The organism is Pseudoxanthomonas sp. 3HH-4, assembly GCF_006716465.1.
Taxonomy (GTDB): domain Bacteria; phylum Pseudomonadota; class Gammaproteobacteria; order Xanthomonadales; family Xanthomonadaceae; genus Pseudoxanthomonas_A.
This window is the reverse complement of record NZ_VFPB01000003.1, coordinates 217,672-243,204: the sequence shown is the minus strand read 5'-3', so window position 1 is coordinate 243,204 and position 25,533 is coordinate 217,672. Positions and strand designations below refer to the sequence as shown.

At 59.0% G+C, this 25,533-nt stretch carries 22 protein-coding genes and 1 pseudogene; 17 read left to right on the top strand and 6 right to left on the bottom strand.

All coding sequences use genetic code 11. From position 1 onward, the window contains the following. Positions 1-35 precede the first annotated feature (35 nt). From FB548_RS11050 to FB548_RS11010, 8 genes are all read left to right on the top strand, one after another. On the top strand, positions 36-929 hold the full coding sequence (locus FB548_RS11050) for a bestrophin family protein (RefSeq protein ID WP_142124833.1): 894 nt from the start codon (positions 36-38) through the stop codon (positions 927-929). Positions 930-1,058: 129 nt separating this feature from the next. Further along, complete coding sequence (locus FB548_RS11045) at positions 1,059-3,329, top strand: FdhF/YdeP family oxidoreductase (RefSeq protein ID WP_142124832.1); 2,271 nt, start codon at positions 1,059-1,061, stop codon at positions 3,327-3,329. Positions 3,330-3,378: 49 nt separating this feature from the next. Continuing rightward, entirely contained in the window at positions 3,379-4,788 is a 1,410-nt protein-coding gene (locus FB548_RS11040) for a cytochrome ubiquinol oxidase subunit I (protein ID WP_142124831.1), read from the top strand. A gap of 13 nt (positions 4,789-4,801) precedes the next feature. Next, the gene (cydB, locus tag FB548_RS11035; protein WP_221625952.1) at positions 4,802-5,797 is read left to right on the top strand and encodes a cytochrome d ubiquinol oxidase subunit II; all 996 of its coding nucleotides are present in this window, start codon (positions 4,802-4,804) and stop codon (positions 5,795-5,797) included. A 311-nt stretch (positions 5,798-6,108) separates the two neighbouring features. Beyond that, positions 6,109-7,410 (top strand): sigma-54 dependent transcriptional regulator, encoded by a 1,302-nt coding sequence (locus FB548_RS11025; RefSeq protein WP_255470506.1) that lies wholly within the window; start codon positions 6,109-6,111, stop codon positions 7,408-7,410. A 73-nt stretch (positions 7,411-7,483) separates the two neighbouring features. Further along, positions 7,484-9,430 carry a cache domain-containing protein gene (locus FB548_RS11020; RefSeq protein ID WP_221625948.1) on the top strand — a complete coding sequence of 649 codons (1,947 nt, stop codon included), beginning with the start codon at positions 7,484-7,486 and terminating at the stop codon, positions 9,428-9,430. Between the two features lie 51 nt (positions 9,431-9,481). Continuing rightward, the gene (locus FB548_RS11015; protein WP_142124826.1) at positions 9,482-10,387 is read left to right on the top strand and encodes a DnaJ C-terminal domain-containing protein; all 906 of its coding nucleotides are present in this window, start codon (positions 9,482-9,484) and stop codon (positions 10,385-10,387) included. Beyond that, complete coding sequence (locus FB548_RS11010; protein ID WP_185742085.1) at positions 10,384-10,692, top strand: chaperone modulator CbpM; 309 nt, start codon at positions 10,384-10,386, stop codon at positions 10,690-10,692. Before FB548_RS11015 ends, FB548_RS11010 begins: the two co-directional genes overlap by 4 nt. Before the next feature lie 9 nt (positions 10,693-10,701). Here the strand turns inward: FB548_RS11010 and FB548_RS11005 are convergent, their stop codons facing one another. Further along, the gene (locus FB548_RS11005; protein WP_142124824.1) at positions 10,702-10,929 is read right to left on the bottom strand and encodes a hypothetical protein; all 228 of its coding nucleotides are present in this window, start codon (positions 10,927-10,929) and stop codon (positions 10,702-10,704) included. A gap of 243 nt (positions 10,930-11,172) precedes the next feature. Between FB548_RS11005 and FB548_RS11000 the strand changes: the two genes are divergently transcribed. Genes FB548_RS11000 through FB548_RS10990 form a run of 3 tightly spaced genes read left to right on the top strand, consistent with a single transcriptional unit; the run spans position 11,173 to position 13,955 of the window. Beyond that, positions 11,173-12,489 carry an NAD(P)/FAD-dependent oxidoreductase gene (locus FB548_RS11000; protein WP_142124823.1) on the top strand — a complete coding sequence of 439 codons (1,317 nt, stop codon included), beginning with the start codon at positions 11,173-11,175 and terminating at the stop codon, positions 12,487-12,489. Positions 12,490-12,495: 6 nt separating this feature from the next. Then, positions 12,496-13,554, top strand: a complete 1,059-nt coding sequence (gene moaA, locus FB548_RS10995) for a GTP 3',8-cyclase MoaA (RefSeq protein ID WP_142124822.1) — start codon at positions 12,496-12,498, stop codon at positions 13,552-13,554. 59 nt (positions 13,555-13,613) lie between these two features. Beyond that, positions 13,614-13,955, top strand: a complete 342-nt coding sequence (locus FB548_RS10990; protein WP_142124821.1) for a hypothetical protein — start codon at positions 13,614-13,616, stop codon at positions 13,953-13,955. A gap of 78 nt (positions 13,956-14,033) precedes the next feature. Here FB548_RS10990 and FB548_RS10985 read toward each other — a convergent pair whose 3' ends face one another. Genes FB548_RS10985 through FB548_RS10975 form a run of 3 tightly spaced genes read right to left on the bottom strand, consistent with a single transcriptional unit; the run spans position 14,034 to position 15,517 of the window. After that, positions 14,034-14,570: a DsbA family protein gene (locus tag FB548_RS10985; protein WP_142124820.1), complete on the bottom strand. Its 537-nt coding sequence runs from the start codon at positions 14,568-14,570 to the stop codon at positions 14,034-14,036. Positions 14,571-14,596: 26 nt separating this feature from the next. Next, on the bottom strand, positions 14,597-15,088 hold the full coding sequence (locus FB548_RS10980; RefSeq protein ID WP_142124819.1) for a redoxin domain-containing protein: 492 nt from the start codon (positions 15,086-15,088) through the stop codon (positions 14,597-14,599). Positions 15,089-15,124: 36 nt separating this feature from the next. Further along, on the bottom strand, positions 15,125-15,517 hold the full coding sequence (locus tag FB548_RS10975; protein ID WP_142124818.1) for a DoxX family protein: 393 nt from the start codon (positions 15,515-15,517) through the stop codon (positions 15,125-15,127). Between the two features lie 271 nt (positions 15,518-15,788). Here FB548_RS10975 and clpB point away from each other — a divergent pair, with 271 nt between their 5' ends. The 6 genes from clpB (at position 15,789) to FB548_RS10945 (ending at position 23,046) form a co-directional block, all read left to right on the top strand. Then, the gene (clpB, locus tag FB548_RS10970; RefSeq protein WP_142124817.1) at positions 15,789-18,383 is read left to right on the top strand and encodes an ATP-dependent chaperone ClpB; all 2,595 of its coding nucleotides are present in this window, start codon (positions 15,789-15,791) and stop codon (positions 18,381-18,383) included. Between the two features lie 88 nt (positions 18,384-18,471). Continuing rightward, positions 18,472-20,385, top strand: coding sequence for a molecular chaperone DnaK (gene dnaK, locus FB548_RS10965; protein WP_142124816.1), 1,914 nt, complete (start codon positions 18,472-18,474; stop codon positions 20,383-20,385). Positions 20,386-20,424: 39 nt separating this feature from the next. Beyond that, entirely contained in the window at positions 20,425-21,108 is a 684-nt protein-coding gene (locus FB548_RS10960) for an HAD family hydrolase (RefSeq protein ID WP_142124815.1), read from the top strand. Positions 21,109-21,165: 57 nt separating this feature from the next. After that, complete coding sequence (locus tag FB548_RS10955) at positions 21,166-21,654, top strand: hypothetical protein (protein WP_142124814.1); 489 nt, start codon at positions 21,166-21,168, stop codon at positions 21,652-21,654. Positions 21,655-21,879: 225 nt separating this feature from the next. After that, positions 21,880-22,566, top strand: coding sequence for a DUF1345 domain-containing protein (locus tag FB548_RS10950; protein WP_142124813.1), 687 nt, complete (start codon positions 21,880-21,882; stop codon positions 22,564-22,566). 87 nt (positions 22,567-22,653) lie between these two features. Continuing rightward, complete coding sequence (locus tag FB548_RS10945; protein ID WP_142124812.1) at positions 22,654-23,046, top strand: hypothetical protein; 393 nt, start codon at positions 22,654-22,656, stop codon at positions 23,044-23,046. Between the two features lie 14 nt (positions 23,047-23,060). Here FB548_RS10945 and FB548_RS10940 read toward each other — a convergent pair. Together FB548_RS10940 and cls are read right to left on the bottom strand one after the other, a co-directional pair. Then, positions 23,061-23,671: pseudogene (locus tag FB548_RS10940) on the bottom strand (DNA-3-methyladenine glycosylase). Between the two features lie 19 nt (positions 23,672-23,690). Further along, positions 23,691-25,178 carry a cardiolipin synthase gene (cls, locus tag FB548_RS10935; RefSeq protein ID WP_142124811.1) on the bottom strand — a complete coding sequence of 496 codons (1,488 nt, stop codon included), beginning with the start codon at positions 25,176-25,178 and terminating at the stop codon, positions 23,691-23,693. Positions 25,179-25,533: the final 355 nt, after the last annotated feature.

Here is a 25,533-nt window from a genome sequence, read left to right as displayed (position 1 = left end):
TTTGGAGCATCCGAGGTTCAACCGAGCATACCCAGATGATTACCAAGCGGCAGCCCACGTTCAACGACATCGTCTTTGCGATCAACGGTTCGATCCTGCCTCGCATCTCAAGGCGCTTGTTTACCATTGCCGTAGTCAGTGTCATTGCCGTCTTGGCTTCTTCTGAGCATCCTGGAATTTTCGCCAAGATGAGCTTCATCCCCTTCACCCTGATCGGCATCGCCTTGTCGGTGTTCATGAGCTTCCGCAACAACGCCTGCTATGCGCGGTGGTGGGAAGGCAGGGAGCTGTGGGGAGAGCTGATCGTGGCCTGCCGCAGTTTGGCGCGACAGATCTCGCTACAGGGGAAGGACGAGCGAGAGCATGTGGGGCGATCGTTGTGCGCATTCACTGCGGGCTTGGCGGCTCGGCTGCGGGGTGCCAATGAGGAGGCGGCCATCTCCCTTTGGCTACCGGTGGCCACGCCCGGCCGGCCCAATCCGACCAATGACGTGCTCCAAGGGCTTGGTCGGTATTTTCTCGAACTACAGCAACAGCAGAAGATCGGTTCAATTCTGTATTCAGTGCTGGAAGTGCAGCTGACCCAACTGGCGCACGTGCAAGGCGGCTGCGAACGGATCCTGTCGACCCCGGTCCCCTTTTCCTACTCGCTATTGCTGCACCGCACCGCGTTGGTCTTTTGCCTGACGCTTCCCTTTGCCCTAGCTGGTTCGCTGGGGTGGTGGACGCTGGTGCCGGTTTTGCTGGTGGCCTACACCTTCTTCGGCTTGGACGCGCTAGGCCATCAGTTGGAAGACCCATTTAGCTTGGAGCCCAATGCGCTGCCGCTGTATGCCATGCGGCGAACCGTCGAGCGCGAAATGCTCGCCATTCTGGGGCACGCTGATCTGCCTTCACCTGCCGAACCCCAAGGCCATGTGCTGACGTAGAGCGCGCGTCTTAAAGGGTTGAGGATGGACATTTTGTCCGTGGCGCGCGGACAAAATGTCTATGGTGATCAGTCAGATAGCGTGATCTACTTTCGAAACGCCAGCTGACTTCTTGGGAGTGCGAGCGCCATGGCTGAGAAGAAGATCCCGCTATACAAGCCCTACGATCAGCCAGCAGGCGGATGGGGCGCTGCAGCTGCCACGGCCAAGGTGCTGCTGGAACAAAGCGTGGTAACCAAGGGCTCCCGAGCGCTGTTGGCGATGAACCAGCATGGTGGCTTCAAATGCCCCAGCTGCGCATTTCCCGATGCTGATTGCACGAAGAAGCTGGAGTTCTGCGAGAACGGCGTAAAGGCGCTGGCCTTCGAGGCGACCAAGTTCCGGGTCGATCGTGAGTTTTTCGCCACGCATTCTGTTTCCAAGCTCATGGAACAGTCCGATTACTGGCTGGAGATGCAGGGGCGATTGACCGAGCCCATGCGCTACGACGCGCAAAGCGATCACTACGTGCCCTGCAGCTGGAACGACGCTTTCGAGTTGATCGGCAAGCATTTGCGGGAGCTGAGCAGCCCGCACCACGCTGAGTTCTATACTTCTGGGCGCACGCCAAATGAGGCGGCATTCCTGTATTCGATCTTCGTGCGGGAGTTTGGCACCAACAACTTCCCCGACTGCTCGAACATGTGCCACGAGCCTACCAGCCGTGGTCTGCCGCCTTCCATCGGGATCGGTAAGGGCACAGTCGTGCTCGAAGATTTCGAGCATGCTGATGCGATTTTCGTCATCGGTCAGAACACCGGCACCAACTCTCCCCGGATGATGACCAACCTGGTCGAAGCGCGGCGACGGGGCATACCGATCGTGGCAGTCAATCCGATGCCCGAGCGTGCGCTCATCAAGTTCACCGAGCCGCAGGACTTTCTGCAAATGGCCACCTTCGGATCGATGGCCATCAGCAGCGAATTCGTCCACATCAAGATCGGCGGCGACCTGGCGCTGATCAAGGGCATGATGAAAGTCATCTTCGAGCGCCAGGCCATGGGCGAGAAGATTCTGGATGAGGCGTTCATTGCTGAGCACACGGTCGGTATCGATGCGATCCGTGAAGAGGTCATGTCCCACGACTGGAAGGACTTGGTTCGTGTGTCGGGCATCTCTGAGGCGCAGATTCGCAAGTGCGCGGAGATCTATATCCAGTCGCGCGCCACCGTTATCTGCTACGGCATGGGGATCACCCAACACCAGGAGGGTTCTCGTCTGGTCCAGCAGATCGCGAACCTGCTCTTCCTGAAAGGCAATTTCGGCCGACCAGGGGCGGGCATCTCGCCGATCCGCGGGCACTCCAATGTTCAAGGCGATCGCACTGTGGGCATCGATGAGAAGCCCTCGCAGGCGTATCTTGACCGCGTGCGCGATGCATTTGGATTCGAGCCTCCCAGGGAGCACGGCCACCACACGTTGGAGACCATCGAGGCGATGATGGCGGGCACCGCCAAGGTATTCATCGGGATGGGCGGCAACTTTGTGCGCGCCGTGCCGGATACCGAGCGCTCATATGATGCGATGCGAAAGCTGGACCTTACGGTGGGGATTGCCACCAAGCTCAATCGAGGCCATCTGGTTCACGGGCGCGAGGCCTTGATTCTTCCGGTGGTCTCGCGTTCGGAGCGCATCATCACGGCGTTGGGTGAGCAGTTCGTCACCATCGAAGACTCCATGTCCAATGTCTCGCCTTCGCGTGGCGTGCTAAATGCGCCCAGCGAGCACTGCATGCCAGAAGTGGAGATCGTCTGCCAAATGGCCATGGCGACTTTGCCCGACAGCAATACGCCGTGGGAAAGCTACATCGACAACTACGATCTTATCCGGGACAAGATCGCTCAGGTGTATCCGGAGATATACAGCAATTTCTCCGAGCGAATTCAAGATATTCGCGGGTTCCATCTGGACGTGCCGCCGCGCCGCCGGGTGTGGAATACGCCCAACGGAAAGGCGAACTTCCTGCTGCTGCCGGGGTTGGAAGTCAACGATGTGGTGGATGACCCCACGATGCTTCGTCTGGCCACCGTCAGGTCGCATGATCAGTTCAACACCACGATTTACAGCAACAACGATCGCTACCGCGGGGTCTACAACGATCGCATGGTGTTGTTCATGAATGCCGAGGACAGGATCGCGCGCGGACTTGACCCCCAAGCCAAAGTGGCCTTGGAAACCATCAGCGATGACGGGATCAAGCGTCGTGTGGATGGATTGACGATTTTGGACTACCCCATGCCCCGTGGTGCGGTGGCCGGATACTACCCCGAGCTCAATCCGCTGCTGCCGCTGGAGTATTACGACAAGATCAGTGGAACGCCGGCAGCCAAGTCCATTCCTGTGCGGACCATCGCCCTCTAGAGCAGCGGGTGGGTGGTGATGTATCGGTTCAAGCGATGCTCGAAAGAGCATGGGAGCGTGGCGTGTGTTCGAGCAATTTGATGCCTTGACGCTGGCGCGTGCGCAGTTCGCGTTCACCATTGCGTTCCATTTCATTTTTCCCTCGTTCTCCATCGGCCTGGCCAGCTACCTGATGGTGCTGGAAGCTTGCTGGCTCAAAACCGGCAAGGCGGTCTACGGTGATCTGTATCGCTACTGGCTCAAGATCTTCGCCATTGTCTTTGGCATGGGCGTGGTTTCCGGCGTCGTTATGTCTTACCAGTTCGGCACCAACTGGTCGGTCTTTTCTTACAAGGCCGGGCCTGTCATTGGCCCCTTGATGGCCTACGAGGTGCTCACCGCCTTCTTCTTGGAGGCGGGCTTTCTTGGCGTGATGCTTTTTGGCATGAGCAAGGTCGGCAAAGGTCTGCACTTTTTCGCGACCTGCATGGTTGCGTTGGGAACCTGCATTTCGGCGACGTGGATCTTGGCGGTCAACAGCTGGATGCAGACGCCGCAGGGCTTTGCCATCAACGCCGACGGCCAGTTCATCCCCGCAGGGTCATGGTTGCCGATCGTCTTTACGCCAAGCTTTCCCTATCGCCTGGCGCACACCGTCATCGCAGCCTATCTGACCACCGCCTTGGTCGTGGGTGCGGTGGGGGCATGGCACTTACTGAGAAACAACAGCACTGCTGGCGCGCGCAAGATGTTCTCCATGGCCATGTGGATGGTCGCCCTTGTAGCGCCGATACAGATCCTGGTAGGGGATGCACACGGCTTGAATACGCTGGAACATCAGCCGGTGAAAGTATTGGCCATGGAAGGCCACTACGAACCGAGCCCCGATGGTGCATCCCTGATCTTGTTTGGGTTGCCCGACAACGATGAGGCGCGCGTGCGCTACAAGGTGGAAGTGCCCAAGTTGGGTTCACTGATCTTGAAGCACGATCCGAACGCGCCGCTTCCGGGTTTGAATGACTACCCGCGCGAGGATTGGCCCCCCACACCTATTGTGTTCTGGTCATTCCGGATCATGGTGGGCTTGGGCATGGCGATGCTGACATTGGGCCTTTGGAGCCTGCTCATGCGCGCCAGGAAGAAGCTCTACGAAGCCACGATGCTGCAGCGCGCTGCCGTGGCGATGGGCCCTGCGGGCTTTGTGGCGGTGATCGCGGGTTGGGTTACCACCGAAGTAGGTCGGCAGCCTTTTACGGTGTATGGCTTCTTGCGCACAGCCGAGTCGCATTCGCCCCTGGCAGCGCCGGCGGTGGCGACCTCACTGATTGCTTTCATCGTGGTGTATTTCTTCGTCTTCGGCGCCGGCATCTATTACCTGCTTCACCTGATGTCCAAGCCGCCGCAGCCGGGTGAGCCGGAACCTCCCCATATTCCCCAACGTGCGGCGGGTGTAACCCCTGCACCGGCCATCGAGGAGTAGCGTCATGGCGAATATGGATCTAAGCCTTGTGTGGCTTGCCATCATCGCGTTCGCCATTTTCGCCTATGTGGTGATGGATGGGTTTGATCTGGGGATTGGGATCTTGTTCCCCAGTTTGGCGGTGGGCGAGGAGCGGGACCAAGCGATGAACTCGATTGCACCCTTCTGGGACGGCAACGAGACATGGCTGGTTCTTGGCGGTGGGGCGCTGTTTGCGGCGTTCCCGATGGTCTACGCCATTGTGTTGCCGGCGACTTATCCGCTGATGATCGCCATGCTGTTGGGGCTGATTTTCAGGGGTGCTGCTTTCGAATTCCGCTGGCGCGACCCACGACACCGCGCCTTCTGGGATTTTGCTTTCACCTTGGGCTCGGTGGTGGCGGCGTTGGCACAGGGCATCACCTTGGGTGCGATCTTGCAGGGCATCCGGGTGGAGAACGGCGCGTATGCCGGCGGATGGCTGGACTGGCTGAGTCCCTTTAGCCTACTCACCGGCGTGTCCGTGGTGATCGGCTATTCCCTGCTGGGGGCTACGTGGTTGATCTGGAAGACCGAGGGCGGTAGCGCAAGGCATGCGCGCAAGGTTGCGTTCTGGTTGGCCTTGGGCACCTTGAGTGCGTTGGCCGCGGTTAGCGCGGCCACTCCCTTCTTGGACTACGCCTACTGGCGCCGCTGGTTCGCCATGCCAGGGGTGATGCTCACCTCCCAGGTTCCCATCCTGACCCTGCTGTGCTCAGCGGCTCTGCTCTGGAGTTTGCGACGCGGCCGTGAACGCATGCCGTTTTTCACATCCCTGGGGCTGTTCATGTTGGGCTTTGTGGGATTGGGTATCAGCGTCTTTCCCTACCTGGTTCCACCGACGATCACCATCTGGGAGGCGGCCGCTCCCCGTCAAAGCCAAGCGTTCATGTTGGTAGGGGCGGTGGTCATCATCCCGATCATTCTGGCCTATACGGCATGGGCCTACTGGGTTTTCCGCGGTAAGGCCGGCGTCCATGGCTACCACTGACCAACCCTCCGGCCCGCTTTGGAGACGTCTGGGGTGGATGCTGGCCTTCTGGTTGGCTGGTGTGGGGATGGTGGGCGGCTTCGCGTGGTTGATCGGATTGGTGCTGCGGCCTTGAACCGGCAGCCTATGGAAGCTTTTCCGAAATAGCGCTATTAGGTCAATGACGCCCAGTCGCCAGCGGGAAAGTTAAATTATTGTTGTAGATTCAGCTGCTCAGGAGTTCTATGCCGCTCAAAAGCGCACGTAGTTCCGACGATCCTGCTGTCGGGGCAGATCTGTGGCCCTGGCTAGCTCAGGCCTCGATATTGATCGTGGACGACGAGCCGGGTATGAGGAACTTCCTGGTTCGCACCCTTCGGCCGCGCTGCAAGCATGTCGAAGAGGTGGCCGACACCAGCGAGGCGTCGGCGAAACTGGATGCCCAGCCATTTGACGTGGTCATTCTCGATAACGTCCTGCCCGGCCAAAACGGCGTGGAGTGGCTGGCCGAGCAACGCCGCCGCGGCATGTTTGCCGACGTCATCCTCATCACCGCTTATGCGGATCTGGAAGCTGCTATCGGGGCACTGCGTGCCGGGGCAGCCGATTTCCTGCTCAAACCATTTCGCTCCAATCAATTGCTGGGTGCGCTCTCCCGTTGTCTGGAGCGTAACCAGTTGCGTCGGGAGAATGCCGTTCTGCGTCACGAGTTGAATGTTGCTGGCGATCAGACCTTGCTCCGAGACAGACTGTTGGGCAACTCGCCTGCCATTGAAGCCGTGCGCGAACTGATCTCCCGCGCTGCACCCACGCCGAGCACCGTCTTGTTCACCGGTCCGTCGGGCACGGGCAAGGAAGTCGCCGCGCGATCGCTGCATGCGCTATCCAGTCGCGCGAAACGACTGTTTGTACCTATCAACTGCGGCGCCATTCCGGCAGACCTTATTGAGAGCGAGTTGTTTGGGCACCTGAAAGGATCTTTCACCAATGCCGAAAGCGCGCGCCCGGGTCTGATCATGCACGCGCAAGGTGGCACGCTGTTCCTGGATGAAATCGGGGATCTGCCTGCGGCCATGCAGAGCAAGTTGCTGCGCGTGCTGGAAGACAAACGCATTCGGCCCGTCGGCTCAGAGCGCGAGCAACCGGTGGATGTCCGCTTCGTCTTTGCTACCAATGTGGATTTGATGACGTGCGTGGAGGCAGGGACCTTCAGGGCGGATCTGTATTACCGGATCAACATCATGGAAATCAACATGCCGCGCCTGTGCGAGCGCGGTGAGGATGTGCTCGAGCTGGCGCAGCGCTTCATGGAAGATATGTCCGTGCAACTGGGGCTGCCGACCATCACGATCGACGATAAGGTCAAGGCCCACCTACTGAGTTACCGGTGGCCGGGAAACGTCCGCGAATTGCGTAATCTGATCGAGCGAGCGTTGATCGTGGGCTCCTTCCCGAAGTCGTTCTCCAGCATCGAAACGCCCCGTCAGGGCAGGAACAAATCCCTGGCCGAAGTGGAGCGACTGCATATCCTCTCCATCCTGCGCGAGACCGGTGGAGATCGGGAGAAGGCAGCCCGGTTGTTGGGGATATCGCGAAAGACCATTGATAGAAAATGCTCCATCTGGAATGTCTAAGGCCAGCTCCACTGTTGGAAGAGGAAAGCGATCGGTCCGCTACCGACTGCTTACGATAGCCCTGCTTCCCACGTTGGTCATTCTGCCGCTGTTCCTGGCAGCCACGGGTCTTCAATGGAACACCAAGATCGATGACATGCTGACCACCAAGGTCAGTAGCGATCTGAAGATCGCTGATCAATACATGGCGCAGTTGTTGTTAAGGTCCCAGCGAGCGCTGGTCGCCCTGACGGAGAGCGTGAGATTTGATCAGGCGCTCAAGCAGGAGACTACTTCTCCTGGCGCTTTGGATGCGCTACTGGCCACACAGGCGCAGCAACGAGAGCTGGACTTTTTGTATCTGGTCGACGCGCAGGGCGGCAGGGTGGGTTCGAGCAGCCCGGCCAGCAGCGCTATCCAACGCGTGGATTGGCCTGTCGTGGCCTCGGCCCTGAAAGGGGGGGCAAGCGTTGCCACGGATGTCTTTAGTGCCAGGGATCTGGATGCGATTGACCCTGCGCTGGCGAGGCGTGCGCAGTTGCCGATCTTGGGCAACCGGTCTGCCGATACCTTGGAAGGAGCAGAAGAGACCCGGGCGCTGGTGGTGCATGTGGCTGCGCCCGTTCGACTGCCCGACGGCAAAGCAGCGGCGCTCGTGGGCGGGATGCTGCTCAATGGGAACCTACGCTTTATCGACACCATCCACGACATGGTCTATCGGCGGGAAGCGCTGCCAGAAGGCAGTATCGGCACCGCCTCGCTTTTCCTGGACGATCTGCGGATCAGCACGAATGTGCACATGACCGGACGCAAACGGGCCATGGGCACTCGAGCATCTGAGGTGGTGCGGCAGGCGGTTCTGGTGGAGGGGAAAACCTGGCTCAACGACGCCTATGTCGTGAATGATTGGTATGTATCCGGCTATGAGCCCATCCGGGACAGTTTCGGCAAGAGGGTGGGGATGCTGTATGTGGGTTTCAAGTCCCAGCCCTTCGTGCATGCCAAGAAGAGCACCCTAATCGCCACCGTGCTCGTGTTTCTTCTTGTGGCGACGTTGACCACGCCACTGTTCCTTCATTGGGCACGGAACATCTTCAAGCCACTCGAGCGCATTGCCCGGACGATCGAGCGTGTTGAGAGCGGCAATCTCGGCGCCAGGACTGGACAGATCGATGCGACCGATGAACTCGGTCAGCTGGCAGCGCATCTGGACAAGCTGTTGGGACAGTTGGAGGAAAGCGATAAGCGTCTTCGGGGGTGGAACGAGGAACTCAATGAGCGGGTGGAAGAGCGAACCCGAAATCTGCTGTTGGCCAATCAGCAGCTTGAGGCGACGACCAAGCAACTGATCATGTCCGAAAAGCTGGCTACCATTGGTGAGATCACCGCAGGGGTGGCGCATGAGATCAACAACCCCCTGGCCGTGATGCAAGGCAACCTTGAGGTCGTGCGCGATCTGCTGGGCAGTCAGGCCGATACAGCTGACGTGGAGTTCAAACTGTTGGATGAGCAGATCCATCGCATCAGTTCGATCGTAACCAAGCTCTTGCAGTTCTCCAAACCAGCCGAATATGCCGGACATTTGGATGAGCAGGATCCCTCCGAGATCGTGTCCGATACGCTCCCCTTGGTCCAGCATATTCTGCGGAAGACCTCGATCGTCATTGAGAAGCAGTTTTCCGCTACGCGCTTGGTATCGGTAAACAAGAGCGAAGTTCAGCAGGTTCTGGTCAATCTAATCGTTAATGCGATCCATGCCATGCCCGATGGCGGGCGTTTGGTGCTTCGCACGACAGATGCGGAGAGCATGACGGGTGATGCTGGCGTTGCCATTCAGGTGGCAGACACCGGTGCGGGCATCGCTCCAGATTTGCTTGCCCGGATCTTCGATCCGTTTGTGTCCACAAAGCAGCAGGAGGGGACGGGGCTTGGCTTGTCTATCAGCCAAATGCTGGCATCCCGGCAGGGCGGCACACTGACGGCCACCAGCGGGTTGGGCAAGGGTTCTACTTTCACACTATGGCTGCCTGAGAGCGCCTAGCAATGCGGTGGCATCCGTTCTGAGCATAGAAAGAATAGTGGAGATCAGGTTTTGAGCAATCCATACGAAGTGCTGGGCGTTGAGTCCAATGCCTCCCTCGATCAGATAAAGAAAGCCTACCGACGGTTGGCGAGAAAGCTGCACCCCGACCTCAATCCGGGCGATAAGGCGGCCGAGGAGAAATTCAAGGACGTCAACAACGCCTACCGTTTGCTAAGCGATACGGAAAAGCGGGCACGTTTTGATGCAGGCGAGATCGATGAGACCGGCGCTGAGCGGCCCCGCCACAACTACTACCGCGACTATGCCGACTCCGAGCAAGCCTACGGCTACGGTGGCGATGACGCTTACGCAGACTTCATGCAGGGTGATGATCCTTTCGCTGACCTGTTGCGGCGTAGTGCGCAGGCCCGGGCCAATCGCCCCGGACAGGATTTGCATTTTCGATTGTCCATCGATCTTGCCGAAGCGATTGAGGGTGGGAAGAAGCGCCTGACGTTGCCCACTGGCGATACGCTGGATGTGGTCGTTCCCGCCGGCGTGGTGGATGGGCAGGCCATACGATTGCGGGGCAAGGGGGCGCCGGGTGCCGGCAAGGGTAAGCCTGGGGATGCTTTGATCGAGCTTGAAGTCAGGGACGATCCGCGTTTTGTGCGCGAGGGCGATGACTTGACGATCGAGGTTCCCATTTCGCTTCACGAGGCGGTGTCGGGCGGAAAGGTTCGTGTCTCGACGCCTACCGGTCGGCTTGAGGTAACGGTGGCGCCTGGCTCTGATGGAAGCGTCAGGTTGCGATTGAAAGGGCAGGGCATGCCCCGCCGCGGAGGCGGTAGAGGCGATGAGTTCGTCAAGCTCAGGATTGCGCTGCCCAAGGCGATTGATCCAGCTCTGAAAGACTTCGTTTCTGCATGGGAGGCGGGGCGTTCGTTCAATCCCCGCGAGGAGAGCAAGCGATGAGCATCGATATTGAAGTATTCCTATCGAACTCGGGGATCAAGCGTGAGGTTCTCGAGCAATGGATCGAGAACGAGTGGGTTACCCCTTCGAGAACGGGCGTGGGTGTTCACCTGACATCGGTGGATGTGGCCAGGGTGTATTTCGTGCGGGACCTCAGCGCCGATTTCGGTGTCAACGACGCTGGCATTGAAGTGGCCCTTCACCTGGTGGATCAGATTCATGCGTTGCGCAGGGTATTGAGGTCCTTGCAGCATGAGTTGGGCCCGGAAGGGACGTCCAACGAGGATTACATTGGCCAAGGGTGATGAGGCGTTTTATTCCTGTCGCTGCAAGATGGCCGGTAGCAAGGAAGCTCGCACGATGGCATGTGCCGCCGGGCGTGTGAGTTCATCTCCCACGATGTCGATGCGCTCGGCTGCCATCGATAGCAGGTCGTGCACGTCCTGTTCGGAAAGCAGGCCCTTGTCGAGGAGGGTGCGGATGAGGTTCTGCAGGATGAGGTTGGTCAACGCTACATCGTTGGGGAGCCTGTGGTAGTCCATGGCGCTTTCCTGATCCGAGTTTGCGATTGCATCCTACGCCGGTTGCGGGCCGCGCATGGAAGACAGAACGTCCGCTCGCATCGAGACAGATTGTCCGTCAAGCAGGGCACATGTATCGCAAGATACTGAGTTCATTGGATAGATGAGCTGGCACGCAAGTTGCTCTCTATCTGGGGTATGCACCACCCAGTGTCCTCTGAGCTGCGGTGAGTGGACATACTCCCAGGCTAGAGAGAGCTCGACATGCATAGAGTCGTCGTGGTCGGTGGCGGTGCGGGCGGCCTGGAACTGGCCACCCAGTTGGGCAATGCCTACTGTCGCGGCAGGAAGGCCAAGAAGGTGGGGGTAACGCTGGTAGACCCAGAGCCGTTCCATGTGTGGAAGCCCCTGCTGCACGAGGTGGCCTCAGGCAGCCTGGATCCGGGTATTCACCAAGTGGACTATGCGGCGCAGGGCTACTGGCATGGTTTTGATTTCGCACAAGGTGCCATGACGGGTCTGGATCGGAGCCGGAAGCTGGTGAAGGTGGGTGCTGTGTTCGATACGCATGGCCAGCCGCTGTTCCCGGCCCGGGCTTTGCCCTATGAGACGTTGGTGATTGCCGTGGGCAGCACGACAAACTTCTTCGACATCCCAGGTGCGCGCGAGCACAGTTTTGCGTTGGATACGGTCGAGGACGCGGAGCGGTTTCGCAGCAATCTGGTGTCGGCCTGCATTCGGGCCGACAGCGCGCAGGAGGGTGCGAAACGCCGCGTGCGTATCGTGATCGTAGGCGGCGGTGCGACGGGGGTGGAGTTGGCGGCCGAGCTGCGACAGACGGCTCGCTTTCTCTCCGTCTACGGTCTGCATCATCTTGATCCCATGCGCGATATTCACATCAGCATCGTGGAGGCCGGTCCTCGGATCCTGCCCACGCTCCCAGAGCGCGTGTCCGAAGCCGCCTCGGAGCTGCTTGAACGGTATAGCGTGCAACTGGCCCTGCGCGAGCAGGTTAAAACGGTAACGGCGCAAGGGCTATTTACCTCTGACATCACTTTTCATGGTGCCGACCTGATCGTGTGGGCGGCCGGTATCAAAGCGCTCCCGCTGCTTTCCAAGCTGGATGGGCTTGCGGTAGGGGAGCGCGGCCAGCTGTTGGTGAAACAGACTTTGCAGAGCGTGAACGATGATACGATCTTCGCCCTTGGTGATTGTGCCCAGTGTCATTGGAGTGGGCAGGCTCAGTGGGTTCCTCCACGTGCCCAGGCGGCCCATCAGCAAGTCCAGTTCCTGTTGCGTGCGCTGGGAATCCGACTAAAGGATCCTCACGAACGACTGCCGTTGTTCCGCTATCGGGATCTAGGCTCGCTCGTCTCACTGGGCAGGCTGGGTGCCACGGGCAACCTGATGGGCGGGTTGATCAGCGGTCGCCTGTTTGTCGATGGCATCTTGGCCAGGATCATGTATCGATCCTTGTATCGGATGCACTGTGTCGCTTTGCATGGCTGGTGGCGAACGGGCGTTGACATGTTGGCCAACCTGTTGCGCAGGTCGATATCCACCAAGATCAAGCTGCACTGAGGTCCTATGAGTGCGACCGCAAGACATACTGCTTCAGAGGCTTTGCTTGCGCTGTTGGATACGCGTGGGCGACCGTTGCGGGATTTGCGCATTTCGGTCATGGACCGATGCAATTTTCGTTGCACCTACTGCATGCCCGAGGGCACGTATGGACCTGACTATCGCTTCATGGCGAGCGAGGACTGGTTGAGCTTTGATGAGATCGAGCGGATATGCAGGACCTGCACGCAACTGGGTGTGAGCAAGCTGCGTTTGACCGGGGGTGAGCCGCTGCTCAGGCCCGGGCTGCCCGATCTGGTGGCCCGCTTGCGTGCCATCCCTGGCATCACGGACCTTGCCCTGACCACTAACGGGATGCTGCTGACGCGTCAAGCCGAGGATCTTCGCAAGGCGGGACTGGATCGCATAACCGTTAGTCTGGATGCGCTGGAACCGGCCCTGTTCCATCAAATGAGCGGCGGTCGAGGCTCGGTGGCCGAGGTCCTTGCTGGCGTGCAGGCGGCGGTGCACGCCGGCTTTCCGCAAGGTATCAAGATCAACACGGTGGTTCAGCGGGGTGTGAACGAGAGTTCCGTCCCGGATCTGGTGGCTTGGTCGCGCGCCACAGGTGTCATTGTCCGGTTCATTGAATACATGGATGTGGGCAATCGGAACCAGTGGCAGCGACAGGACATCGTGTCATCGGACCAGCTGCTGTCGAAGATACAGGAGCGATGGCCTGTTGAGGCAGTGCCGGCTCACTATCCTGGGGAGGTGGCGACCCGCTACAGGTTTCTCGATGGGCAAGGGGAGATTGGTCTGATCTCTTCGATCAGCAAACCCTTCTGCGGGGATTGCTCGCGTGCCCGACTGTCCGCCGATGGCACACTGTATACCTGTCTGTTCTCCACCCAAGGCACTGACCTGAGGGCCCTCTTGCGCAGCGGTTTGGACGATCAGCGCATTGAAGCGCGCGTGCATGAAATCTGGGCAGCCCGCTCGGACCGGTATAGCGAGCTGCGAGGCCGGGGGAGTTCAACCAGATCCTCTGGCAGGAAGATCGAGATGCATTACATTGGTGGCTAGTCATTGAGCGCAGAGATGGTCGAGTTTGCGCCGTTTGAAACCAGAAAAAGGAAGTTGCCGTGTCGATCCGTTATTACATCAGTCTGCCGAACCCTCAGGTGGCCCGGGGGCAAGACCCGGCGTTTAGCTTTAGCGCGCAAGGATCCCAGGAATTTGCCGATCAGCTGCAAGCGGCGTTGAGCCATCCGAACTTCTTTGAGCGATGGAAGAACACCCATGTGGATCCTGACGGCATTGATCCGGTCTTGGCCATGGTCGATCCCGGGGCGCGCGTTTCTGGCTCCCAACAGGATCTGCAAATCGATCTTGTCGTAGACACTTCGCTCCCCGGCGCCGTGATCAAGCAGCGCATGGGCCTGCTGGCCGGCAATGCCTGGGCATTGACTGACATCACCGCCTAGGTCAGTTCCGGGGCGGCACCGAAGAAGTGGGGCTTCATCACCTTTGACTACATCGGCACCCATGCGCTGGTTTCGCTGCTAGTGATCCCGTCCATCCACGATGGCCTGGATCGGACTGACAAGGTCCTCAACGCCGTTCTGCAAAGGATAGAACTGGCCATTGATGAAGAAGCTGGGTGTGCCATTGACGCCGCTACGCAGGCCGCCATTGAGGTCAGCATGAATATGGTCCGCGAACTGCGCGCTTTCGAACGCCTGGCGCAACCCTTCAACATCCAAGCCCAGTGCGCGCGCTAGTTCCACATACAGGGCCGGACCGAGCCGATCCTGGCTCTCATACAACGCGTCATGCGCTTGCCAGAACTTGCCTTGGATGGCTGCATACTCGGCGAAGATCGCCGCCGGTGCGGCCTGGGGATGGTCATCGCTTAGTGGGAAGTTGCGGAAAACAAAGCACAGGCTCTGGCCGAATTGTGCCTGCAGTTCCTTGATGCCCTCGTAAGCCTCACCGCAGTAAGGGCATTGATAATCGCCGTATTCAACCAGCACGGCCGGCGAATCGAGGCTGCCTTGGATGTGATCACGTGGGGTGACCGGAACACGAAGCGTGGACATGGCATATATCCTGTTCTGGGATGAAGTCAGGAGTGTTTGAGAGATTCGAGTGCATCCAATACTCCGTCAACGCCTGGGTTAATGGCCGTCGGCGATAGGTAGCTCCAGGCAATGCGGCCTTGCGCATCGATGACAAACAAAGCCCTTTTGCAATAGCCATGCTCAGCGTCATACGCTCCATACAGGGATGACACTGAGCCCTTGGGGTGGAAGTCTGAGAGTAGATCAAAACGGAGCTTGTGCGCGGCGACAAAGGCTTGGTGGCACCAGGCGCTGTCTACAGAGATTCCGAGTGTTGTAGCGCCACCTTCCAAAATGAGCGCAAGCGCCTGATTGAAGAGCGCAAGCTCATCTGAGCACACTTCGCTCCAGTCGGCGGGATAGAACACCAGAACCACAGGTTTGCCGCGTAACTCATGGAGCGACAATTTCTGATCGGGCGTGGCGTTGAGCGTGAAGTCCGGCGCCAGAGTGCCGGCCGAAAGGATGGCGTCTGACCCTAGGGTATGGGCGGACATGAGCTCCTCCACAAATACAGGGTTCTTGTAGGGCCGTCACCGCAGGTTGGCGAAGACGCCTGTTGGAGCTCCGCCGAATAGCGAGAGCGAGCCCGGCCCCACTGCGGCGAGCAGGAAGAAACCTCCGGCCATGCCTACATGAGCCAACAGCTGGTTCGCATCGCCCCTGTGGGCTGCGTAACCTGTCACCAAGCACCATGCAGCTAGCAGGACGCCTACCGTGCGAACGGGATAGCCAATGCACACGGCTATCCCGCCGACAAGCTCGCAAGCACCGATCAGGTAGGCCAGCGCCTTGGCGTCGGGCAAGCCCATGCCGGCAAGGACGGGCACGAGTTTGGCCTCACCGCCATGAAGTTTCATGACGCCCCAGATGACGAAAGGCACACCCAAGAACAGCCGGGCCACAAGCAAAGCTACTGCGTTCATTGCGTTCTCCCCGTGAGGCGTCGCTCCCATGCATCGCGGCCACCGCGCGCATTGCAGGACTCACCCAGCCTGACTCTACGCCTCTGCTCCGCGGGTGAGAACCCTCCCGTCGCGCATATTTTGCACGGACATTCTGTCTAGAAATTTGGACAACTTGTCCTTCGTTGTGCGGTTCAAATACTGATAAGTTTGGCCCCCGCGGCGGCATTTCGGTCCGGCATGAGCCGGCTGGATTGGAATCCGCCGAGTTGATGCGCTGTAGGGAGAACAGATGCGTCTTGAGAAGCTAACTTCGCGTTTGCAGCAAGCATTGGTCGAGGCGCAAGCATTGGCTGCTCGCCGAGACAACACGCTGATCGAGCCTGTGCATCTGCTTAAAGCTCTTGTAGACCAGAACGGAGGGACGACGCGGCCTCTGTTGGTCAGGTCGGGGGTAGACGTCTCCAGCCTGGATGAGCAACTTGGCGCAGGGATAGATAGGCTTTCGCGCGTTCCCGGGCAAGCGAATGTGTCCATCGGCAATGACCTTGCGCGACTTCTCAATGTGGCAGACAAACTGTCCCAACACAGTGGCGATACCTATGTCGCCAGCGAATGGTTCTTGCTGGCGGCAGTGGAGGACACCGGAGAAGCGGGGCGGGCACTTCGGCACGCCGGTGCCAGTAAGGAGAGGTTGCTGTCCGCGATACAACAACTGCGGGGAGGAGACAAAGTGGATTCCGAGCACGCGGAAGACCAGCGCGAGGCGCTGGATAAATACACCATCGATCTGACCAAACGGGCTGAAGAGGGCAAGCTGGATCCAGTCATTGGTCGCGACGAAGAAATACGGCGCACCATTCAGGTGTTGCAGCGGCGCACAAAGAACAACCCCGTGTTGATAGGCGAGCCGGGTGTGGGCAAGACCGCGATCGTGGAAGGGCTGGCTTTGCGCATAATCAATGGCGAGGTTCCCGAAGGTTTGAAGAATCGACGGGTGCTTTCGCTTGACATGGGTGCATTGATTGCCGGTGCGAAGTTTCGCGGGGAATTCGAGGAGCGCCTCAAAGCTGTTCTCAACGATCTTTCCAAGACCGATGGACAGGTCATCTTATTCATCGATGAGCTGCATACGATGGTGGGTGCCGGCAAAGCGGAGGGCTCGATGGATGCGGGCAACATGCTCAAGCCCGCCCTGGCACGCGGTGAGCTGCATTGCATTGGCGCCACGACGCTGGATGAGTATCGCAAGTATGTGGAGAAGGATCCGGCCCTCGAACGCCGCTTCCAGAAGGTGTTCGTGGGCGAGCCTTCGGTGGAAGACACGATAGCCATCTTGCGGGGCCTAAAAGAGAAGTATGCCGTGCACCATGGCGTGGAGATCACCGATCCGGCGATTGTGGCTGCGGCCATGCTGTCAAACCGCTATATCGCCGACAGGCAGTTGCCGGACAAGGCCATCGACCTGATGGACGAGGCGGCCTCGCGTATCCGCATGGAGATCGATTCAAAGCCAGAGGAACTGGATCGCAAGGAGCGCCGCTTGATCCAACTCAAGATTCAGCGCGAGATGCTCAAGAAGGAGAAGGATCCTGAGTCCAAGAAGCGCTTGGCGGACTTGGAAGCAGATATCGCCGCGTTGGAGCGCGAGTTCTCAGACCTTGATGAGGTCTGGAAATCCGAGAAGGCCGCCCTGCAAGGCGCCACCAAGGTCAAGGAGCAGATTGAGAAGGCCAAGCTGGAACTGGAGGCCGCCCAGCGCCATCAGGACTATGCGCGCATGAGCGAAATCCAGTATGGACAGCTTCCTGAACTGGAAGAGCAACTGCGTGCGGCGCAAGAAGTGGAGCAGAAGGACTTCAAACTGGTCCAAGACCGGGTAACAGCGGAGGAAATTGCCGAGGTGGTTTCGCGCTGGACCGGCATTCCGGTGGCCAAGATGCTTGAAGGCGAGCGCGAGAAGCTCTTGCAGATGGAGCAGTCGTTGGGCAAGCGGGTGATCGGGCAGGAGGAGGCCATCAAGGTGGTGTCCGATGCGGTGCGCCGCTCCCGCTCTGGGCTAAGCGATCCCAACCGCCCCAGTGGTTCGTTCCTGTTCCTGGGGCCCACCGGCGTTGGCAAGACCGAATTGTGCAAGGCGCTGGCGGAGTTCCTGTTCGATAGCAGCGAGGCCATGATCCGGATTGACATGAGCGAGTTCATGGAGAAGCACAGTGTCGCCCGACTTATTGGTGCTCCGCCTGGCTATGTCGGCTACGAGGAGGGGGGCTACCTGACCGAGGCGGTGCGCCGACGTCCTTACTCGCTAATCCTGCTTGACGAAGTAGAAAAGGCGCACGCGGATGTGTTCAACATCCTGCTGCAGGTGCTGGACGATGGGCGGCTTACCGATGGCCAGGGCCGCACCGTGGACTTTCGCAACACGGTCATTGTCATGACCTCCAACCTGGGTTCGAGCCTGATCCAGGACATGTCCGATGCAAGCGGCGCCACTGACAGTGCGGAGAGCTATACGCAGATGAAGGCGGCAGTGATGGGCGTGGTCCAGACCCATTTTCGGCCTGAGTTCATCAACCGGCTGGATGACATCGTCGTGTTCCATCCCTTGGACAAAGCACAAATCCGGGAGATTGCACGTATCCAAACCCGCTACCTGGCCAAGCGCTTGGCCGAGCGGCAGATCCACTTGGAACTGGATGATTCAGCGCTCAACCTTTTAGGGAACATTGGGTTTGACCCCATCTACGGGGCCAGACCGCTCAAGCGCACGATCCAAACCCAGTTGGAGAATCCCTTGGCCAAACAGATTCTCTCGGGAGAATTCGCACCGGGCGATACGGTAAGGGTATTCGCCCAGGACGGAAGATTGAGCTTCAAACGAAACTGAGCGGTAGCGGTTCGACGGTGCCTGGATTCATGGGAGTGTTGGGATCAGGCGCATGGTTTCTACTTCTTAATCGGAAAAGGTGAACACGATGGGCAAGATCATTGGCATCGACTTGGGCACGACCAACTCCTGTGTTGCCATCATTGAAGGTGGCAAGGCCCGCGTCTTGGAGAATTCCGAAGGCGATCGCACCACACCTTCGATCGTGGCCTATACCAAGGACGGGGAGGTCTTGGTAGGCGCTGCGGCCAAGCGGCAGGCGGTTACCAATCCCAAGAACACGTTCTATGCGGTCAAACGACTGATCGGGCGGAAGTTCAAGGACGCAGAAGTGCAAAAGGACATCGATTTGGTGTCTTACAGCATCGTGGAGCATGAGAACGGCGATGCATGGGTGGCGACTTCCGAAGGCAAGAAGATGGCGCCACAGGAGGTATCGGCCCGCGTGTTGGAGAAGATGAAGAAGACGGCCGAGGCTTTCTTGGGTGAGACGATCAAAGAAGCTGTCATCACAGTGCCGGCCTATTTCAATGACAGCCAGCGGCAGGCGACCAAGGACGCCGGCAAGATCGCGGGGTTGGACGTCAAGCGCATTATCAACGAGCCCACGGCCGCTGCCTTGGCCTACGGTCTGGACAAGGAAGGCGGGGATCGCAAGATCGTGGTCTACGATCTTGGCGGTGGCACCTTCGACGTATCCATCATCGAGATCGCTAATGTGGATGGCGAGAAGCAGTTTGAGGTGCTGGCCACCAACGGTGATACGTTCCTGGGTGGCGAGGACTTTGACAAGCGTGTCATCGATTACCTGGTTGATGAGTTCCAGAAAGACCAGGGGATCGATCTTCGCAAGGACCCGATGGCACTCCAACGCCTGAAAGATGCTGGCGAGCGTGCCAAGATTGAGCTGTCGTCCGCGCAGCAAACCGAGGTGAACCTGCCGTATGTAACGGCCGATGCCTCAGGTCCGAAGCACCTAAGCATCAAGCTGACCCGCGCCAAGCTCGAAGCACTGGTGGAGGATCTGATCAAGAAGACCATCGAGCCTTGCCGCATTGCCCTCAAGGATGCCGGCATCAAGACAGGCGAGATCAACGAGGTGATCCTGGTGGGCGGTCAAACACGCATGCCCAAGGTGCAGCAAGCCGTGTCCGACTTCTTTGGCAAGGAGCCGCGCAAGGACGTTAACCCCGATGAGGCCGTGGCGCTGGGTGCTGCGATCCAGGGTGGTGTGCTGGCGGGTGATGTCAAAGATGTATTGCTGCTGGACGTAACTCCGCTGAGCCTGGGTATCGAGACCATGGGCGGAGTGATGACCAAGATCATCGAGAAGAACACGACGATTCCGGCCAAGGCGTCCCAGACCTTTAGCACGGCCGAGGACAACCAACCCGCGGTTACCGTGCATGTGCTGCAAGGTGAGCGCGAGCAGGCGCAGTTCAACAAATCGCTGGCCAAGTTCGATCTTACGGGCATTGAGCCCGCGCCACGTGGAGCGCCTCAGGTCGAGGTATCCTTCAACATCGATGCCAATGGCATCTTGCATGTTTCGGCCAAAGACAACAAAACCGGCAAACAGCAGCAGGTGGAGATCAAGGCGGGTTCTGGCTTGTCAGAGGCAGAGATTAGCCGCATGGTCGAGGATGCAGAGAAGCATCGGGACGAGGACAAGAAATTCCAGGAACTTGTGGGTGTGCGCAATCAGGCCGACGCGCTGATCTACACGGTCCGCAATGCCATCAACGAACATGGAAGCAAGGTCGGTGGTGGTGTAATTGGTGAAGTGGAGGCGGCACTGGCGGACCTTCAAACTGCCATGAAGGGCGATGACAGATCCCAGATCCAGGCCAAAACGCAAGGTTTGGAGCGCATCGCGCAGCCGTTGATGGAAGCAGCAAGCGGTGGCGGCCATGCCCAGGAGGGTGGAGGCGCGGGGCAGGAGACGCATGACCCCAACGTCGTCGATGCTGAGTTCACCGAGGTCAAGGACGATAAGGAATAGGCCTCGCGCCACCACTCCCTTTCTCTGTGAGATGCCGCCATGCCACGCGCCTCAACCGCCTTTCTCTTCGATCTCGATGGCACCCTCATCGACAGCGTTTACCAGCATGTGTTGGCATGGAAGGAAGCACTGGATCGGGAAGGCGTTGACCTGCCGGTATGGAAGATCCATCGCAAGATCGGCATGAGCGGTGGCTTGTTCACCAATATCCTGCTGCGTGAGACTGGCTTGGATATCACGCAGGAGCGTCTGGCCAGGCTTCGGCAGTATCACGCCGAAGCCTATGGACGATTCTCCCGCGAGGGCACTGTGCATCCTCTTCCCGGGGCGCGCGAGCTGTTGGACTTCCTCACGGGCGCATCTATTCCCTGGGCTATCGCAACCAGTGGACGCATGGAGACCGCGGGGCCCAACATCGCGGCACTAGGGGTGGACCCGGCGCAAGTTCCGGTCATCACTCGGGATCTGGTCCGGCATGCAAAGCCGGATCCAGATCTTTTCATCGCCGCGGCTGAGCGGCTGGGGGTGGACATCACGCAGTGCCTGGTAATTGGCGACAGCATCTGGGACATGCTCGCAGCCCAGCGGGCTCGATCCTTGGGCGTTGGCGTGCTCTCGGGTGGGTATGGGCAAGAAGAGCTTGAGCGTGCGGGTGCTTTTCGTGTGTATGAAGACCCGGCGGATTTGCTGCGTCATATCGATGAAGTCGCGGCACGAAGTTAGGTCTGCTGACGGAGGCTGAGTTCTTTGCGAACTCTTTTCAAGGAAAGGTGGATCGAGATGAGTAAAGACAAAGATCAGCAGGACTCTGTAGCGTCTGGCACCTCATCCACCTCGCCCGATGATCCAAGGGCATCGGAAGAGTTTGACGGGATTCCCGATGATCTTGATTTCGAACCGGCTGTGCCCGTCGGGAAGAAAGCCGATGGTCAACCGGCATCATGGTGGGCGCGAGTATTCGGCATCCATTCCACATGGGATCGGACGTGGCTGGGTATTGCCATCACGTTGATCGTAGGAAGTATCTACCTCGCGCTATCCGAGCTCATTCCTCAACAGGATCCCGCCGCGCACATGAATGCACTGCTGCTTGGGCTTTTGCTTGCCTCCGCGGCTGTGGCTATGTGCACTCAGATACGGACTCGAGCGTGGGGAATTGGCTTCGCTGTAGCGGGGGTTGTTATCTGGGCCATGGATGTCGTGTATGGCGCGGGTGGCGACATAGGCGCGCTGGGGGACGTATTCTGCAGGGGCGTTGGCTGCCGATGAGAGCGCATGTATTGGCATCCAAACAGCACCAGCCAGAAGTAGCCCAGCATCACCAGCATGCCCGTGCTGATGGCCATTCGTTCTTTCCACGTCAGACCTGATAAGCCGTTGGATTTCATGAGTCTCTACCTGTTGATGGGTAGATACCCATAGCGAAGAATTTATTCTTGTCAAGCATGAGCCATCTGTTGATGCTTCGACGTTGGCCGGTATGGGGCAGAGCACATGCAGCTTTCTTTAGAAGGTGGACGAAAAATGATTAAGTTGTCGCACGCCAGAGCTAGCTTCTATCTCGCCGCCGGCGCAGGCGTGTTGGCGTGGGGCTGGGCTCTTTATGCCGTGCCCTACCTGGCCGTAGTGGTGGGAGTAGATGTCTTCTTCATTGCTTATCTGGTGCGCACGCTCGCCGCTGTCCCGTCTTTCGACGCCCAACGGATGAGAGACAGCGCTGGACACCGCGATGAGCCGTTATGGCTGGTCTTGATCATCACCTTGGCTGCCGCAGCCCTGGCCGTGATCCTGGTAATCTCCGTCGGTAGCAAGAGTGAGCGCGATGCCATCGTCCTGGTAATGACGTTGGCGTCATTGCCGCTGGCATGGGCCACGATCCACGCGATGATGGCCTGGCACTATGCGCACATGTATTGGCGAAAGGCCGACAAAGAAGACACCGACGGAAGCCAGACGCAGGATGGGTATCACGGCGGACTGCTCTTTCCAGGAGGAAAGCCTCCTGGCGCGCGTGATTTCCTTTATTTTTCGTTCGTCATCGGGGTTGCCGCGCAGACTGCAGATGTCTCCATCTCGTCCTCACGCATCCGGGCGGTGAGTTTGCTGCATTCGCTCGTGGCCTTCACCTTTAACACCGTGCTTCTGGCTGCGGTAGTCAATGTCGTGGTAACGCTGGCTTAGCTGGTGGGCCGGTCCGCGTGTTTCGAGAGTCGCAACGCCGAAGTGGACTGCTGGAATGTTTTGCCTGCTTGGGAAAGGAGAACGAAGATGACGGCCGTATCTAGCGAAAAGCTCACCAATGACATGCGTTCGCATGCGCAGGAGCTGGTGAATAGTGTCGGCCTCGTGCCGCAGGCAGAAGATCGCCCCCTGGAGGCCGGGGATCTGCTCTTCTACATCAGTGAGACCTCCATGCCGATGGCGGAGTTCCTGCGTCAGCACGGCCTGTTTGTGGACGCCAACGGTCTGAACTTCGATCTCACCCAGTTCATCGCGATTCGTCGACTCGCCAATAGCGTGATCGATGAACGCCAGGCTGGCGACGTCAATGGGGTGTGGAAGCAGCTCGATCTTTCCACGGACGAGGATGCAGACTACAACGGCACCTATGTGCTGACCGCATTGTCTGCCCTGGAGTTGCTCTACGCTCCACCCGTTTAGCGACAGGGGTGAACTTAGCCAGGCTGTCGACGATGGCGGCGCCAGTGCGATACATGGGGGTGGGCCGGAACATGCCATCGCCACGGCTTCTCGGTCGTGTGTCGAATGCCGATTCGGCGACCCACCTCGGGCTCTTGGGGTGGCGGCGTGCCATCAGAGACGATGCTGATGCCATGATCGTTTCCGACCAGGTCGGCGCCATTTAGCTCGCCCGTGATTCCCATGGCCTGCGTCAAACGCCCTGGACCTGAGCCTATTTCACGATTCTTGGCCGGGTAGTGTCGTGCTTGGCGCATGAGGTCGATGCCGGCGACCGGTTCGATGGCTCGCAATAGCACGCCAACGCCCTCGCCGATTTCGCCACACACCGCGTTGGCACCCCAATGCATGCCGTAGTTGAGATAGACATAAAGGTGCACGCAGGGGCCGAACATCGTAGCGTTGCGTAGTGTGGGTCCCCGGTAGGTATGCGCGGCGGGATCTTCCTGTCCGCAGTAGGCTTCGAGCTCGACGATTCGACCTATCCGACCATCGGCGCGGACCAAGACTTATTCAGTAGCTCTGGGGCGACCATGCGCGGATCGCGGTGATAGAAGCTGCGCGGGAGTCTTCGATCAATGACCATGTCGACGCACGCACCTCGCTTAGAGGACGGGGGCCATCATGCCCACTGCGTTCTGAAGCAAGCGGACATGGAGCGGCCAAGCCTCCACGCTATCGAGGGCGACCGCCGCTGAGGCAGAGAGGTAACCCTGCTGCCGCTTCTGGATAGTCGTCGTCGTGTCAGGATCCATGATGAGAAGGTTGTTCTCAAAGTTGAGTTGCAGGCTGCGGCGGTCCATGTTGGCCGAACCCACCAGGGCAAACTGGCCATCGGCCGTGAGCGACTTGGTATGGAGCAATCCCAGCGGATACTCGTAGATCGCCACGCCAGATTGAAGCAGGTCCCGATACGTGCTGCGGCATGCACAGGCCACGAGCCATGAGTTGTTGCGCGTGGGAAACACGACGGTGGTTTTCACCCCGCGGCGGGGTGCGGCACACAAGGCTCGCAACAGGGCCTCATCGGGAACGAAGTAGGGGGTGGTGATCAACAGTTCACTTTGGGCTGCGTAGATGGCGCCAACAAAGGAATCCGACATGGCATTGCCGGGGGTGGACGGGCCGCTGCCATACATCTGGGCGGTGGTGCCGGGTTCAAACGAGGCGGGTAGAGGGTGAGCGGCCGGCAGTGATTCCAGCGCCTGACCGGTTTCGGCGATCCATGTGCTCAGGAACAACCATTGCGCTTGACGCACCACCGGGCCTTGGCAACGCAGGAAGATATCCACCCAAGGTGCGTAGTGAGCCAGAACCCTGAACTGAGGGTCGGCACAGTTTTGGCTGCCGCAGTAAGCGATGGCATTGTCGATGACCACGAGCTTGCGATGGTTGCGCAGGTCCAAGCGACCCACGGCCAGGTGGCCAATGCGCGGAATGTCATCGAGTGTTGCCAGCAGGTGCACCCCGGCCTGGCGCAGCTGCTGCCAGCGGGGACCGCGAATGAAGACGCGCGAACCCAGTGCATCGATCATGACCCGGCACGCGACCCCGCGTTGGGCTGCCGCCGCTACTGCATCGGCCACCTGGCCGCCATGCTCATCGTCCAGCCAGATATAGAAGCTGATATGCACGTGGTCGCGAGCTTGGGCGATGTCGGCGACCAGCGCCTCGATGGCCGCCTCCGAATCAAGCATGGGGTGGTGTGCTGATGCGCCGGGATGGCCCAGCAATTCGATACGGTTTCCGCCCACGGCAGGCAACCCGTTGATCGCTGTGCATAGGTCCGACAGCGCATGTGCGGGGGCAGACAGCGAGGGTAGGGGCGTGGCGGGAGGTTTGGCCAGCGCTTTTTCGGCGTGGTGCAGACGGACCACTCGACCGCGGCCGATGCTGGTCTCACCCAAAAGGAAATACGCAATGATGCCCAGGGTGGGGACCGACATGATGACGGCCACCCAAGCTGCGCGTGAGGCGGGCGTGCGATCTGGCCGGGTGATGGCACGTGCCGCCACCAGTAGGTGCAGGAGGAGTAAGGCCAGGGAGAACGCCAAACTCAGTGGGTGGTGAGGCCAACCCCAGGCAAACGACATCGGACCCCCAAGCTTCTCGATGTTCCAAGAAGTCTAGGGGATGACAAGAGCCGAGTCACGCGGACCAAGTCCATGGAGAGCCATTTCAAGGGTAGCGATGCCGTCCTGGATGGCACCCATGAGTCCGGTGTGGGCTACCGCGATGTTTCTTTGAACTAAACCAGGAAAAAGAACGCCTTAGTTAGTAGGTGTCGTAGTCCGAAGTCACGCAGAGGTCGTAGCCGATGTCGATGTGGTCTTCCCCGACATTCCAACCCCAAGAAGTGAAAACGCCGTCCACAGCCCACTCTGCAAGTCGGCCCGTCTTTTGCGACTTTGGAAGATTCATCCTGGCTCCCCAATTAGAAGGCCGTCT

Excerpts from the sequence above, each read along its gene's own strand:
- FB548_RS10975 (WP_142124818.1), bottom strand. The coding sequence starts at position 15,517 with ATGAACGCAGTAGCTTTGCTTGTGGCCCGGCTGTTCTTGGGTGTGCCT.
- FB548_RS11045 (WP_142124832.1), top strand. The coding sequence starts at position 1,059 with ATGGCTGAGAAGAAGATCCCGCTATACAAGCCCTACGATCAGCCAGCA.
- FB548_RS11040 (WP_142124831.1), top strand. The coding sequence starts at position 3,379 with ATGGGAGCGTGGCGTGTGTTCGAGCAATTTGATGCCTTGACGCTGGCG.
- FB548_RS11005 (WP_142124824.1), bottom strand. The coding sequence starts at position 10,929 with ATGGACTACCACAGGCTCCCCAACGATGTAGCGTTGACCAACCTCATC.
- clpB (WP_142124817.1), top strand. The coding sequence starts at position 15,789 with ATGCGTCTTGAGAAGCTAACTTCGCGTTTGCAGCAAGCATTGGTCGAG.
- FB548_RS11050 (WP_142124833.1), top strand. The coding sequence starts at position 36 with ATGATTACCAAGCGGCAGCCCACGTTCAACGACATCGTCTTTGCGATC.
- FB548_RS10950 (WP_142124813.1), top strand. The coding sequence starts at position 21,880 with ATGCAGCTTTCTTTAGAAGGTGGACGAAAAATGATTAAGTTGTCGCAC.
- FB548_RS10945 (WP_142124812.1), top strand. The coding sequence starts at position 22,654 with ATGACGGCCGTATCTAGCGAAAAGCTCACCAATGACATGCGTTCGCAT.
- FB548_RS10985 (WP_142124820.1), bottom strand. The coding sequence starts at position 14,570 with ATGTCCACGCTTCGTGTTCCGGTCACCCCACGTGATCACATCCAAGGC.
- cls (WP_142124811.1), bottom strand. The coding sequence starts at position 25,178 with ATGTCGTTTGCCTGGGGTTGGCCTCACCACCCACTGAGTTTGGCGTTC.
- moaA (WP_142124822.1), top strand. The coding sequence starts at position 12,496 with ATGAGTGCGACCGCAAGACATACTGCTTCAGAGGCTTTGCTTGCGCTG.
- FB548_RS10980 (WP_142124819.1), bottom strand. The coding sequence starts at position 15,088 with ATGTCCGCCCATACCCTAGGGTCAGACGCCATCCTTTCGGCCGGCACT.
- FB548_RS11000 (WP_142124823.1), top strand. The coding sequence starts at position 11,173 with ATGCATAGAGTCGTCGTGGTCGGTGGCGGTGCGGGCGGCCTGGAACTG.
- cydB (WP_221625952.1), top strand. The coding sequence starts at position 4,802 with ATGGATCTAAGCCTTGTGTGGCTTGCCATCATCGCGTTCGCCATTTTC.
- FB548_RS10955 (WP_142124814.1), top strand. The coding sequence starts at position 21,166 with ATGAGTAAAGACAAAGATCAGCAGGACTCTGTAGCGTCTGGCACCTCA.
- FB548_RS11010 (WP_185742085.1), top strand. The coding sequence starts at position 10,384 with ATGAGCATCGATATTGAAGTATTCCTATCGAACTCGGGGATCAAGCGT.
- FB548_RS10960 (WP_142124815.1), top strand. The coding sequence starts at position 20,425 with ATGCCACGCGCCTCAACCGCCTTTCTCTTCGATCTCGATGGCACCCTC.
- dnaK (WP_142124816.1), top strand. The coding sequence starts at position 18,472 with ATGGGCAAGATCATTGGCATCGACTTGGGCACGACCAACTCCTGTGTT.